At 73.3% G+C, this 13,078-nt stretch carries 13 protein-coding genes and 1 riboswitch; of the genes, 11 read left to right on the top strand and 2 right to left on the bottom strand.

Translation table 11 applies throughout. The annotated features are described in order from the left end of the window. Positions 1-43: 43 nt before the first annotated feature. Together metK and ABEA42_RS16655 are read left to right on the top strand one after the other, a co-directional pair. Complete coding sequence (metK, locus tag ABEA42_RS16660; RefSeq protein ID WP_345504992.1) at positions 44-1,264, top strand: methionine adenosyltransferase; 1,221 nt, start codon at positions 44-46, stop codon at positions 1,262-1,264. 92 nt (positions 1,265-1,356) lie between these two features. After that, positions 1,357-3,411, top strand: coding sequence for a primosomal protein N' (locus ABEA42_RS16655; RefSeq protein ID WP_345504991.1), 2,055 nt, complete (start codon positions 1,357-1,359; stop codon positions 3,409-3,411). Between the two features lie 91 nt (positions 3,412-3,502). Here the strand turns inward: ABEA42_RS16655 and ABEA42_RS16650 are convergent, their stop codons facing one another. Together ABEA42_RS16650 and ABEA42_RS16645 are read right to left on the bottom strand one after the other, a co-directional pair. Then, a complete protein-coding gene (locus ABEA42_RS16650) occupies positions 3,503-3,928 on the bottom strand; it encodes a hypothetical protein (RefSeq protein ID WP_345504990.1) in 426 nt (141 codons plus the stop codon). 131 nt (positions 3,929-4,059) lie between these two features. Further along, positions 4,060-4,449 carry a hypothetical protein gene (locus tag ABEA42_RS16645; protein ID WP_345504989.1) on the bottom strand — a complete coding sequence of 130 codons (390 nt, stop codon included), beginning with the start codon at positions 4,447-4,449 and terminating at the stop codon, positions 4,060-4,062. A gap of 230 nt (positions 4,450-4,679) precedes the next feature. Between ABEA42_RS16645 and def the strand changes: the two genes are divergently transcribed. The 9 genes from def to ribH all read left to right on the top strand — a co-directional run bounded on the left by def (position 4,680) and on the right by ribH (position 13,062). Continuing rightward, positions 4,680-5,225, top strand: coding sequence for a peptide deformylase (def, locus tag ABEA42_RS16640; RefSeq protein WP_345504988.1), 546 nt, complete (start codon positions 4,680-4,682; stop codon positions 5,223-5,225). Between the two features lies 1 nt (position 5,226). After that, positions 5,227-6,213, top strand: a complete 987-nt coding sequence (gene fmt, locus ABEA42_RS16635; RefSeq protein ID WP_345504987.1) for a methionyl-tRNA formyltransferase — start codon at positions 5,227-5,229, stop codon at positions 6,211-6,213. Next, positions 6,210-7,811, top strand: coding sequence for an RsmB/NOP family class I SAM-dependent RNA methyltransferase (locus ABEA42_RS16630; RefSeq protein WP_345504986.1), 1,602 nt, complete (start codon positions 6,210-6,212; stop codon positions 7,809-7,811). The genes fmt and ABEA42_RS16630 overlap by 4 nt, the downstream gene beginning before the upstream one ends. Before the next feature lie 77 nt (positions 7,812-7,888). Then, complete coding sequence (rpe, locus tag ABEA42_RS16625) at positions 7,889-8,545, top strand: ribulose-phosphate 3-epimerase (protein WP_345504985.1); 657 nt, start codon at positions 7,889-7,891, stop codon at positions 8,543-8,545. A 67-nt stretch (positions 8,546-8,612) separates the two neighbouring features. After that, positions 8,613-8,741: riboswitch (FMN riboswitch) on the top strand. Positions 8,742-8,875: 134 nt separating this feature from the next. Continuing rightward, positions 8,876-9,931 carry a bifunctional diaminohydroxyphosphoribosylaminopyrimidine deaminase/5-amino-6-(5-phosphoribosylamino)uracil reductase RibD gene (gene ribD / locus ABEA42_RS16620; protein WP_345504984.1) on the top strand — a complete coding sequence of 352 codons (1,056 nt, stop codon included), beginning with the start codon at positions 8,876-8,878 and terminating at the stop codon, positions 9,929-9,931. After that, positions 9,931-10,641, top strand: a complete 711-nt coding sequence (locus ABEA42_RS16615; RefSeq protein ID WP_345504983.1) for a riboflavin synthase — start codon at positions 9,931-9,933, stop codon at positions 10,639-10,641. The genes ribD and ABEA42_RS16615 overlap by 1 nt, the downstream gene beginning before the upstream one ends. Beyond that, a complete protein-coding gene (gene pnuC, locus ABEA42_RS16610) occupies positions 10,638-11,351 on the top strand; it encodes a nicotinamide riboside transporter PnuC (protein WP_345504982.1) in 714 nt (237 codons plus the stop codon). Before ABEA42_RS16615 ends, pnuC begins: the two co-directional genes overlap by 4 nt. Further along, entirely contained in the window at positions 11,348-12,595 is a 1,248-nt protein-coding gene (locus tag ABEA42_RS16605; protein WP_345504981.1) for a bifunctional 3,4-dihydroxy-2-butanone-4-phosphate synthase/GTP cyclohydrolase II, read from the top strand. The genes pnuC and ABEA42_RS16605 overlap by 4 nt, the downstream gene beginning before the upstream one ends. Next, positions 12,592-13,062, top strand: a complete 471-nt coding sequence (gene ribH, locus ABEA42_RS16600; RefSeq protein WP_345504980.1) for a 6,7-dimethyl-8-ribityllumazine synthase — start codon at positions 12,592-12,594, stop codon at positions 13,060-13,062. The genes ABEA42_RS16605 and ribH overlap by 4 nt, the downstream gene beginning before the upstream one ends. The last annotated feature ends 16 nt before the right edge of the window (positions 13,063-13,078 follow it).

Here is a 13,078-nt window from a genome sequence, read left to right as displayed (position 1 = left end):
TCGCGGGCTCGCAGTCCGCGCCGTTTCCTCGAAGGAGATTTGAGTGTCCGCACGCCTGTTCACGTCCGAGTCCGTCACCGAGGGCCACCCGGACAAGATCTGCGACCAGATCTCCGACTCGATCCTCGACGCCATGCTCGAGCAGGACGCCAGCAGCCGCGTCGCGGTGGAGACCCTCGTCACCACCGGCCTGGTCCACGTGGCCGGCGAGGTCGACACCCGCTCCTACGTGCCGATCCCCAAGATCGTGCGCGACACCATCAAGGGCATCGGCTACGACTCCTCGGAGAAGGGCTTCGACGGTGCCTCCTGCGGTGTCTCGATCTCCATCGGCGAGCAGTCGCCCGACATCGCCCAGGGCGTCGACACCGCCCACGAGAACCGCACCGGCGGCGTCGACCCGCTCGACAAGCAGGGTGCCGGCGACCAGGGCCTGATGTTCGGCTACGCCTGCGAGGACACCCCCGAGCTGATGCCGCTGCCGATCTACCTCGCCCACCGGCTGGCCGAGCGCCTCACCGCGGTCCGCAAGTCCGGCCAGGTCGCCTACCTGCGTCCCGACGGCAAGACCCAGGTCACCATCGCCTACGAGGGCGACAAGGCGGTCAAGCTCGACACCGTCGTCCTGTCGACCCAGCACGCGCCCGACGTCTCGCTCGACGACCTGCTGGCTCCCGACATCGAGCAGCACGTGATCCAGCCCGTCCTGGCCGAGCTGGCCGAGACCGGCACCGACCTCGACACCTCCGCCTACCGCAGCCTGATCAACCCCACGGGGCGCTTCGAGATCGGCGGCCCCATGGGTGACGCCGGGCTCACCGGCCGCAAGATCATCGTCGACACCTACGGCGGCATGGCCCGCCACGGTGGTGGCGCGTTCTCCGGCAAGGACCCGTCGAAGGTCGACCGCTCGGCTGCGTACGCCATGCGCTGGGTCGCCAAGAACGTCGTGGCCGCGGGCCTGGCCCGCCGCTGCGAGGTGCAGGTCGCCTACGCCATCGGCAAGGCCCAGCCCGTCGGCCTCTACGTCGAGACCTTCGGCACCGAGACCGAGCCGGTCGACAAGATCCAGGCCGCCATCACGAGCGTGTTCGACCTGCGCCCCGGCGCGATCGTCGACCAGCTCGACCTGCTGCGCCCGATCTACAAGGCGACTGCCGCGTACGGCCACTTCGGCCGCACCTCGGCTGCCGGTGTCGACAACGCGTTCACCTGGGAGCGCATCGACCGCGTCGAGCAGCTGCAGCGCGCCGTCAAGGGCTGACCGGCGCTGCCGCACCCGCGAGACCGCACGAGCCGACCCGGCCGACGCCCTGCCCAGCAGGGGTGTCGGCCGGGTCGACTAGTTTTCCCGGTGTGAGCGAGAACGCGGGGTCCGAGCAGCTGGAGCTGATCCGCACCGCGCTGCCCAAGGCCCCCCGCGCCGCCAAGGCTGCCGGCGAGGCAGCCGCGGCGAGCGACCCCGTGGCCGCCGTCGTCGTCGACACCGGCCTCGCGCACCTCGACCGCCCGTTCGAGTACCTCGTGCCGGAGGCGCTGGCCGACACGGCCGTGCCCGGGGCCCGGGTCAAGGTGCGGTTCGCGGGCCAGGACCTCGACGGGTTCGTGGTCGAGCGCAAGGCGGCAGCCGACCACGAGGGCCGGCTCGCCCCGCTGCGCCGTGTGGTGTCCCCGGAGGCGGTCCTCACCCCGGCCCTGCTGGAGGTCGCGACGCAGGTGGCTGCCCGCTACGCAGGCACGCTGGGCGACGTGCTCCGCCTCGCGGTGCCCCCGCGCCACGCCGCCGCGGAGAAGGCGCTCTCCCTCGAACCCCCCGTCCCCGACCCGTTGCCGGCCGCCGACGGCCCCGGCCCTGCGTGGAGCCGCTACCCGGCCGGCCCCGCGTACGTCGCACGCCTGGCTGCGGGGGAGTCGCCAGCGGCCTCGTGGCTGGCCCTGCCCACGACCGAACCCGAGTCCGACTGGCCGGCAGCCCTCGCTGCCGCAGCCGCCGCCACCGTCGCCGGGGGGCGTGGGGCCGTCCTCGTCGTCCCCGACCACCGCGACGTTGCCCGCGTCGACGGGGCGCTGACGGCTGCCCTGGGCAAGGGGCGCCATGTCCGGCTCACCGCCGACCAGGGACCCCAGGCGCGCTACACCGCGTGGCTCAAGGTGCTGAGGGGGCACGTCTCGGTGGTGGTCGGCACCCGCGCCGCGGCCTTCGCGCCCGTCCGCGACCTCGGCCTGGTGGCCTGGTGGGACGACGGTGACGACCTGCACCGCGAGCCGCGCGCGCCGTACCCCCACGTTCGTGAGGTGCTGCTCACCAGGGCGCGGGTGGAGGGGACCGCGGTCCTGTCCGGAGGCTTCGCGCGGACCGTCGCCGTCCAGCAGCTGGTCGACGACGGGTCCCTGCGCCCGATCGCGGCGGCGTCGGTCCGCGGTGCCGTTCCCCGCGTCCGTGTCGCAGGGGAGGGCCACGAGCTCGACCGCGACCCGGCGGCTGCCAGCGCGCACCTTCCCTCCATCGCCTGGCGCACGGCGAAGGCGGCACTTGAGTCCGGTCCGGTGCTGGTGCAGGTGCCCCGCCGCGGCTACGTGCCGTCCCTGGCCTGCCAGACCTGCCGCACCCCTGCCCGTTGCACACACTGCTCCGGACCCCTGGCGGTCGGCGGCCGGGCGGCCGAGCCTGCCTGCCGGTGGTGCGGACGGGGCGTCGGCCGCTTCGAGTGCCGGCAGTGCGGCGGCCGGGAGCTGCGGTCATCCGTCGTCGGTGCGCGCCGTACCGCCGAGGAGCTCGGGCGTGCGTTCCCCGGGGTTCCCGTGCATACGTCCGGGGCCGGCGCGGTGCTCGACACCGTCGCGGCCACCTCGGCCCTGGTCATCTCGACGCCGGGTGCCGAGCCGGTGGCCGAGGGCGGCTATGCGGCCACGCTCCTGCTCGACGCGTGGGCCTCGCTCGACCGCCCGACGCTCGACGCGGGGGAGGAGGCCCTGCGGCGCTGGCTCGCGGCCGCGGCGCTGACCCGGGGAGCCGCCGTAGGCGGTCAGGTCGTGCTGTGCGGCGCGCCGGGCCACACGACGATCCCCGCGGTCGAGGCGCTGGTGCGCTGGGACCCTGCCTGGTTCGCGCAGCGTGAGCTCGCCGACCGAGCGGCCCTCTCGCTCCCGCCGACCGTCGTCATGGCTGCGGTCAGCGGGGAGCGGCGTGCGGTCGAGGCTGCGGTGGCGCAGACCAGGTTCGACGAGGACGTCGAGCGGCTGGGTCCGCTGCCGTTGGGCGACGACGCCGTCCGCGTGCTCGTGCGGGTGCCGCTCGACCGCCGCGCCGCCGCGACGTCGGCACTGACCGCCATGAGGGCCGTGCGCAGCGCCCGCAAGGAGCCCGTCAGCGTGCAGGTGCGGGTCGACCCGCCCGACCCAGCCTCGTGAACGCGCGGATTCCTCGCGATGCTTGCTGGGGGCGCCGGCCGCTACCCGGCCGTGTGGACGCCGTTCCTAGGGCCGCGTCCGTCTGCCCGGGCTAGTGGACCAGCCGGATCTCGCGGGAGACGGAGATCTGACTGGACGTGTATTGACTGTCCTCTTGGTAGAGGAAGAGCTCGGCCAAGGCCGTGCCGGGCTTGAAGGCGGTCCCGTAGGAGACATGGACCCGCACCGTGCGGGAATGAGGTTGGTTGTCACAGACCGGGAGCCAGGATGCCGACTCGACGACGACTCTTCTTCCCTGCGCCTGCGAGAGATCTATCCACATGCTGCTCGGGTTAACCCACCCCGGCGGTGGGCAGGTGTATCTAACCGGCACGTCGACGGCCACGCCCCGAGCGACGAGCGTGCCCTTCGCGCCGATGTGCAAAGCCGTGTCTGCCAGTGCTGGTGCAGCCGCCATCGTGGCTACCAGCACTGCTCCTGCGGCTGCGACCCTGAGCCTTCTGATACGCGATTCCATGGCTCTTTCCTTCCTTCTCTACTTGCTGCCCCCACCTCAGGTCATCGAGGGCTCTTGCCGCACTGACATCCGACCTGGGCGAGTCAGATTGGCAGCGTCAGCTCGCACGGGTCTCGTCAGAGCGTTCGGGTTCAAGGACCGCGGACGATGCGGACCTCCTGTGAAGCGGTGAGTCGGCCTCCCGGCCACCAGTACAGGTCGGCTTGCACCAGACCAGCCCCAGGCCGGAATCGTTCGTCCCCCGAAAGGACCCGGACCCGCACCAGCACCGAACGGGAGGTGCCGTCGCACACTGGCGTGGCACCGCCTTCAAACCAGACGGCTCGTTTGTCGTGCAGCATGATGACGTGCACGTACAGGTCGGGATAGGGCACCGTGCACCTGTAGGTGACGGGGACGTTCAGCGCCACCCCGCGGGCCACCATGGTCGCCGTGTCGCCGATGTCCAAGGTGACGTCGTCCGACGCCGGTGCGGCCGCCATGAGTGTCGCCAGCATGACCCCCGCGGCCGACATCGCCATCCGTCGAGGTTGGCCTTTCACGGCACCCCTTGGCGGGTCGGTGCTCAACGCGACACCCCGACTCTCAGCCATCCCCATTGCCTCCGACCCCAGTGTCCGTGGGGGGCGAGGGTGGAGGACAGGGCCCTAGGGCCCGGGCCTCCGCCTGTCGAACGCCGGTTGTACCGGCAAACCGCCGCCACCGTCACGGCGTGGGCAGCAGCGTCCGGCGGCCCACTTAGACTGTGGCCGTGTCGATCCAGAACATCCGCCTCTTCGGCGACCCGGTGCTGCGTACCGAGGCCGCGCCCGTGGTCGACTTCGACCGCGAGCTGCGCCAGCTCGTCAAGGACCTGACCGACACGATGATGGACGCGCCCGGTGCCGGCCTCGCCGCGCCGCAGATCGGCGTGGGCCTGCGCGTCTTCACCTACTGGATCGACGGCGAGCTCGGCCACCTCGTCAACCCCGACCTCGACCTGTCCAGCGAGATGCAGGACGGCGAGGAGGGCTGCCTGTCCTTCCCGGGCCTGCGGTTCGACACCCCCCGGGCCCTGAGCGTCGTGGCCAAGGGCTTCAACCAGTTCGGTGAGCCCGTCGTGCTGGAGGGCTCGGAGCTGATGGCGCGGTGCATCCAGCACGAGACCGACCACCTCGACGGCATCCTGTTCATCGACCGCATGGACCGTGAGCAGCGCAAGCTCGCCATGCGCGCGATCCGCGAGGCCGAGTGGTCGGGTGAGGCCACCCCCACGGTGCGGGTCAGTCCCCACGCCACCTTCGGCCGGGGTATGTGACGTGCGGCTCGTCTTCGCCGGCACCCCCGAGGTGGCGGTCCCGGCCCTCGAGGCGCTGCACGCCTCCAGCCACGAGGTCGTGGCCGTGGTCACCCGGCCGGACGCGCGGTCCGGGCGCGGTCGCGCCGTCACCCAGTCACCCGTGCGCCGGTGGGCGCAGGAGAGGGACCTCGAGGTCCTCGCGCCGGCGACCCCTCGCGACCCCGCCTTCCTCGACCGGCTGCGCGAGCTCGCTCCCGACGCCTGCCCCGTCGTTGCGTACGGTGCGCTCGTGCCCCGGGCGGCCCTCGACATCCCCACGCACGGCTGGGTGAACCTGCACTTCTCGCTGCTCCCTGCCTGGCGGGGCGCCGCCCCGGTGCAGCACGCGGTCATGGCCGGCGACGAGGTGACGGGCGCCTCGACCTTCCTCATCGAGGAGGGCCTGGACACCGGCCCCGTGTACGGCGTGATGACTGAGCGCGTGCGGCCCACCGACACCGCCGGTGACCTGCTCGGCCGGCTGGCCGACGGCGGCGCGGGTCTGCTGGTCGCCACGATGGACGGCATCGAGGACGGCTCGCTCGTGCCGGTGCCCCAGGCCTCCGACGGGGTCTCGCTGGCTCCCAAGCTGGACGTGGCCGACGCCAGGGTGCGCTGGGAGCTGCCGGCCGTCGCGGTCGACCGCCTGGTGCGCGGCTGCACGCCGGCGCCCGGAGCGTGGACGACGTTGCGGGGGGAGCGGCTCAAGCTGGCGCCGGTGCTGCTCGGCGAGGAGGCACCGGTGCCGGACCTCGCGCCGGGGGAGCTGCACGCGGGCAAGCGCGACGTCTGGGTGGGCACGGCCACCACGCCGGTGCGCCTGACCCTGGTCCGCCCGCACGGCAAGAAGGAGATGGCGGCAGCCGACTGGGCGCGCGGCGTACGCATCAGCGCGGGCGAGCGCTTCACAGGCTCCCCGGCTGACGAGCCCGCCTCCCACCGGGCCACCGACGGAGGAGCAGCATGAGCCCCGCCCGCGACGACGGCCGTAGCGACGACAGCCGAGGCGACCACCGCCGAGGCGACGACCGACAGGGCGGCGCCGGCGGTGGCAACCAGCGCGGTGGCGGCGGGCGCCGCAACGCCCAGGGGCGTCAGCGCCCCGAGCGCGTCCACGGCGGACAGCAGCGCTCGGCCCAGCGACCGAGCGAACGAGGCCGCACCAGCGACCCCCAGCGCCTCGCCGCCTACACCGTCCTGCGGGCGGTGGCGGCCGGTGCCTACGCCAACCTCGAGCTGCCACGCGAGCTGCGGGACAAGCAGATCCGCGGCCGCGACGCGGCCTTCACCACCGAGCTGGTCTACGGCGCCATCCGCATGCACGGGCTCTACGACCCCGTCATCGCCGTCGCCGCGGGTCGACCCGTGTCCAAGATCGACGCCAACGTGCTCGACACCCTGCGGCTCGGGGCGCACCAGCTCCTCGGCATGCGCGTGCCCACCCACGCGGCGGTCGACGAGACCGTGGCCCTGGCGCGCAAGGTGAACGGCGCCGGCGCGGCCGGCTTCGTCAACGCAGTCATGCGCCGCATCAGCGAGCGCGACCTCGACGAGTGGCTCTCCGAGGTCGTGCCCGTCGACGGAGATCTCGTGGCCCGGCTCTCGGTCGAGCAGTCGCACCCCGACTGGGTGGTGCGGGCCCTGCGCGCGGCACTCCTCGGCCACGGTGCCGCGACGCCTGAGACCGTCGACGCCCAGCTGACCGCCCTGGTCACCGCCGACAACGCCGCCGCCAAGGTGTCGCTGGTCGCCCGCCCGGGGCTCGCGAGCGTCGAGGAGCTCGTCGAGTCGGGCGCCGAGGCGTCACCGCTGTCGCCGGTCGGGGCGGTGCTCCCGGGCGGTGACCCCGGCGCCGTGACCGCCGTGCGCGAGGGTCGTGCCGCCGTGCAGGACGAGGGTTCCCAGCTGCTCGCGCTGGCCCTCGCCGCGGTGCCCGTCGTGGCCGACGGCCCCGAGCAGTGGCTCGACCTGTGTGCGGGTCCGGGCGGCAAGGCCGGCCTGCTGGCCGCACTGGCGCTCCAGGCGGGAGCCGACCTCACCGCCAACGAGGTCAGCGAGCACCGGACCGAGCTCGTGCGCCAGACGCTGCGGCCCGCGCTGCTCCAGGCAGGCCACCTCGGACGGTCCATCGAGGTCCGCACCGGTGACGGGCGCACGGTCGGGGAGGACGAGCCCGGCCGCTACCAGCGCGTGCTCGTCGACGCGCCGTGCACCGGCCTCGGTGCCCTGCGCCGTCGGCCCGAGGCCCGGTGGCGCCGTACGCCCGCAGACCTCGCCGACCTCGGGGCGCTCCAGCGTGAGCTCCTCGCGTCGGCCATCGAGGCGACGGCCCCCGGTGGGGTCATCGCGTACGCCACCTGCAGCCCGCACCTCGCCGAGACCCAGTTCGTCGTGCGCGACGTGACCAAGAAGCGCGGCGACGTCGAGCTGCTCGACGCGCGGCCCTTCCTGCTCGACGCCTCGGGGGAACCCCTGCCGGTGCCCGGGACCGGGCCGACGGTCCAGCTCTGGCCGCACCTGCACGGCACGGACGGGATGTTCCTCGCACTCCTGCGGAAGTCCTGACGGGCCCGAGCCGGCAACGACCCGACAGGGCTCGGCCCGTCCCGGACCGGTCGCGGCCGACCGTTAGGGTGAGCGCCGTGCAGATCTCGCCCAGCATCCTGTCGGCCGACTTCGCCAACCTCGAGTCGGAGCTCCAGCGCATCAGCAACGCCGACTGGGCCCACGTCGACGTCATGGACGGCCACTTCGTGCCCAACCTGACCCTCGGCCTGCCCGTCGTCGAGGCCCTCGCGAAGGTCAGCCCGATCCCGCTCGACTGCCACCTCATGATCGAGGACCCGGACCGCTGGGCGCCGCGCTACGCCGAGGCCGGAGGGTCATCCGTCACCTTCCACGTCGAGGCCGCCCACGACCCGCGTGAGGTCGCCCGGTCCATCCGCGCCGCCGGGGCGCGTTCCGGTATGGCGCTCAAGCCCGGCACGGCCTTCCCCCCTTACGAGGCGCTCCTGCCCGAGCTCGACATGGTGCTGGTGATGACGGTCGAGCCCGGCTTCGGCGGTCAGTCGTTCATGGCAGACCAGATGCCGAAGGTCGCCCAGGTCAGGGAGGCCGTCCGGCGCCACGGCGGCGAGGTGTGGATCCAGGTGGACGGCGGGGTGTCCGCCACGACGATCGAGCAGTGCGCCGAGGCCGGCGCGGACGTGTTCGTGGCCGGGTCTGCCGTGTACGGCGCGGATGACGCCGCCCGCGCCGTGGACGAGCTGCGCGAGCTCGCCACCCGCCACCAGCACTGACCCCCCGGTGAGGACCGTCACGCGGACCGGTGCTGCGTCTTCCCGTGGGTAGGCGGCATACTGGAGCCACGTGCTCCGGGGTCGGTGCAACTCCGAACCGGCGGTGACAGTCCGCGACCCGACCGCAGCCAGCGGCCGGTTGACCTGGTGGAACTCCAGGACCGACGGTGAAAGTCCGGATGGTAGGCAGCACGAGCAAGGCAGGACTCCGCGTCCTGTGCGGTGTTGACGGTCGATCAGGCCGTCGTCGCACGCCGTGCAGCCGTGGTGCCCGACCCGTACGTCCCCCCGGAGCTCGACCCGATTTGGTCTAGAGCACGAGGGCAGGACATGCAGGACTGGCACGGTTCGCGGGACAGCACGCCGGAGGGGCACGACCCCGACGAGCGCTGGATGCGTCGCGCCCTCGACCTCGCCGCCCGCGGCCCGCAGGTCGACCCCAATCCGCGCGTGGGCTGCGTCGTCGTCTCGCCCCAGGGCGAGGTCGTCGGCGAGGGCTGGCACCGCGGTGCCGGCACCCCGCACGCGGAGGTCGCCGCACTGGAGTCCGCCGGTGACGCTGCCCGGGGCGCGACCGCGTATGTGAGCCTGGAGCCCTGCGCGCACACGGGACGTACGGGACCGTGCGCGCAGGCCCTGCACGCTGCCGGCGTCACCCGGGTCGTGCACGCGCAGACCGACCCCAACCCGGTGGCGGCCGGGGGAGCGGACTGGCTGCGCGAGCACGGCGTCGAGGTGCGCGGCGGGGTGCTGGCCGAGGAGGCCACCGCGCTCAACCGCACCTGGACCCACCTCGCGACGACCGGGTTCCCGTGGGTGACCTGGAAGCTCGCCACCACCCTCGACGGCCGCAGCGCCGCCGCCGACGGCACGAGCCGCTGGATCACCTCCGAGGCCGCCCGCCAGGACGTCCACCGGCTGCGCTCGGAGTGCGGCGCGGTCCTCGTGGGCACCGGTACGGCGCTCACGGACGACCCGTACCTCACCGCGCGGCGACCCGACGGCTCGCTCATGGACGTCCAGCCGGTCCGGGTCGTCATGGGAGAGCGCGACCTGCCCGCCGGTGCCCACGTGCTCGACGACGCGGCACCGACGTGGCACCTGCGCACCCGCGACCCGAAGCAGGTCCTCACCGCCCTCGCCGAGGCAGGCATCCACCACGTGTGGCTCGAGGGAGGCCCCACCATCGTCGCGGCGTTCCTCGCGGAGGGCCTGGTCGACGAGGTGGTTGCCTACATCGCCCCGGTGTTCCTCGGGCGCGGCAGGCCGTCGGTCGGGGACCTGGGCATCACCACCATCGCGGACGCGCTGCGCCTGGAGCCCACCGACATCACCCTGATCGGCCACGACGTACGGGTCACGGCCTGCCTGAAGGAGAGCCACTGATGTTCACCGGCATCGTCGAGGAGCTCGGGCGCGTGGTCGCGCTCGAACCCGGCGCCGACTCCGCCCGCCTGACCGTCCACGGTCCGCTGGTCACCTCCGACGCCGTGCACGGCGCCTCGATCTCGGTCAACGGCGTGTGCCTCACCGTCGTGGAGCACGGCGACGAGGAGTTCACCGTCGACGTCATGGCCGAGACGCTGCGCCGGTCGAGCCTGGGCGCGCTCGCGCCGGGCTCCCCGGTCAACCTCGAGCGCGCGATGCCTGCCGACGGCCGGTTCGGCGGCCACGTCGTGCAGGGCCATGTCGACGGCACCGGCACGGTGCTCCGCCGGACACCGGGCGACCGCTGGGAGGTGGTCGAGCTCTCGCTCCCCGAGTCGCTGTCGCGCTACGTCGTCGAGAAGGGCTCGGTCACCGTCGACGGCGTCAGCCTCACGGTGGCCGGTGTCGGGGCGGACTCGTTCACGGTGTCGCTGATCCCGACCACGCTGGCGCTGACCACGTTGGGGCACAAGGGCGTCGGCGACCCGGTCAACCTCGAGGTCGACGTGATCGCCAAGTACGTCGAGCGCCTCATGGCCGCCGGTGCACAGGGCACGACCGCGGCCCCGGCCCCAAGCGGCACCCCGAACCCCACATCGACCTCCACCACCGCACCTCCATCCACCCCCACCCCCACCACCCCCACCCAGCAGGAGACGCAGGCATGAACTGGCTCGAGACGATCTTCAACGCCCAGCTCCAGGTGGCGGGGCACCCGCTGCTGTGGCGGGAGGTGGTCGGCAACGTCTTCGGGTTCGCCTCCGCCATCGGCGGCATGCGACGGCGGGTGTGGGCGTGGCCGGTCGGCATCATCGGCAACGCGCTGCTGTTCACGGTGTTCTTCGGCGTCGCGTTCTCCAACCCCCAGCAGGAGACCCTCTACGGGCAGGCCGGCCGTCAGGTCTTCTTCATCATCACCAGCGTCTACGGCTGGTGGCGCTGGCAGCAGCTGCGCAGCCGCGCCCACGCCGGTGAGGACTCCCCGGCCATCACGCCGCGGTGGGCGACGGTGCGCGAGCGCACCGCCTACGTCGGCGCCTGGGTCGCCGGCGTCGTGGTCATGCAGTGGGTCTTCGCGGCCATCGGCAGCGGACCCTTCTGGGCGGCGCCCCGGTGGTACTTCTGGTGCGACGCCTGGATCTTCGTCGGCTCGATGGTCGCGACGTATGCCATGGCCCGCGGCTGGAACGACTTCTGGCTGGCCTGGATCGCGGTCGACCTCGTCGGCGTGCCGCTGCTGTGGCACTCGCGCTTCTACCCCTCCGCGGTCCTCTACGCCGTGTACGGCGCCCTGGTCCTCTACGGCTTCTTCGTCTGGCTCAAGGCGTCCCGCACCGAGGCGGTGCCCGAGCGCGACCTGGCCGAGGTGTCGGCGTGACCGGGCTACCCGGGCCGGCCGCTCGTGGGCTGGCGTCGGTCGAGGAGGCCCTGCAGGCGCTGCGTGACGGGCGTCCGGTGCTGGTGACCGACGACGAGGACCGCGAGAACGAGGGTGACGTCGTCCTCGCGGCGCAGACCCTCACCGACGAGTGGCTGGCCTGGACCATCCGCCACTCCAGCGGCTACCTCTGCGCGCCGGTGACCGGGGCCATCGCCGACCGACTCGGCCTGCCGCTGATGGTGGCCGACAACCGCGACCCGCTCCGCACCGCCTACACGGTGACCGTGGACGCGGCCGGGGGAGTGACCACCGGGATCAGTGCTTCCGACCGTGCGCGCACCATACGGCTGCTCGCCGACCCGTCGGCGACGCCGGACTCGTTCGTCCGCCCCGGGCACGTGATCCCGTTGCGCGCCAGGGACGGTGGGGTACTGGAGCGCCCCGGCCACACCGAGGCCGCGGTCGACCTGTGCCGCCTCGCCGGGCTGGAGCCGGTGGGCGCCATCGGCGAGCTCGTCAACGACGACGGCACGATGATGCGCCTGCCCGAGGTGGTCGACACCGGCCGCCGTGAGGGCCTGCCCGTCCTCACGATCGCCCAGCTCATCGCGTGGCGGCAGCGCCACGACCGGGTCGAGCGGCTCGCCGACACCGAGCTGCCGACGGCCCACGGCACCTTCCGGGCCCTGGGCTACCGCGACGTCGTCACCGGTGCGGAGCACCTGGCGCTGGTCAGCCCCCGCGGCATGGGCGGCCGGGCACCGTTGGTGCGGCTGCACTCCGAGTGCCTCACCGGCGACGTCCTCGGCTCCCAGCGCTGCGACTGCGGCGCCCAGCTCGACCGCGCCCTCGAGCGGGTCGCCGCCGAGGGCGGTGTCGTCGTCTACCTGCGCGGCCACGAGGGCCGCGGCGTCGGCCTCGTCGCCAAGCTGCAGGCCTACGCGCTGCAGGACCAGGGCCTCGACACCGTCGACGCGCAGGTCGAGCTCGGCCTGCCGATCGACGCCCGGGAGTACGCCGCCGGCGCTGCGGTGCTCGTCGACCTCGGCGTCGAGGCCGTACGCCTGCTGACCAACAACCCCCTCAAGGTGAACGCCCTGCGCGAGCACGGCATCGACGTCGCCGCGGTGGAGCCGATCAGCATCACCCCGTTGCCCACCAACGAGGCCTACCTGCGCACGAAGCGGGACCGGATGGGTCACCGCCTCCTCCTCGACACCGACCACGGAGCCTCGGCATGAGCGGACACGGAGCACCCACCATCGCGGTCGACGGGTCGGGCCTGCGGGTCGCCGTCGTGGCCGCCTCCTGGCACGACGTCGTCATGGACGGGCTCGTCGCCGGTGCCCTGCGCGGCCTCGCCGACGCCGGGATCCACGACCCCGCCGTGGTGCGGGTGCCCGGCACCGTCGAGCTGAGCGTCGCCTGCGCCCGGCTGGCCCCGACCCACGACGCCCTCGTGGCCCTGGGGGTCGTCATCCGCGGCGGCACCCCGCACTTCGACTACGTCTGCTCCGGTGTCACCAACGGCCTCACCCAGGTGAGCGTGACCACGGGCGTACCCGTCGGGTTCGGGGTGCTCACCTGCGACGACGAGCAGCAGGCCCTCGACCGCGCCGGACTGGAGGGGTCCAGCGAGGACAAGGGGCACGAGGCCGCGACCGCCGCCGTCGCCACCGCCGTCACCCTGCGGGACCTGCACGTCTGACCTCCTTCGTGGGGTC

The sequence above is a fragment of the Pedococcus ginsenosidimutans genome, assembly GCF_039544395.1.
Taxonomy (GTDB): Bacteria; Actinomycetota; Actinomycetes; order Actinomycetales; family Dermatophilaceae; genus Pedococcus; species Pedococcus ginsenosidimutans.
The sequence above is the reverse complement of the archived record's forward strand: the minus strand, read 5'-3'. Positions and strand labels throughout refer to the sequence as shown.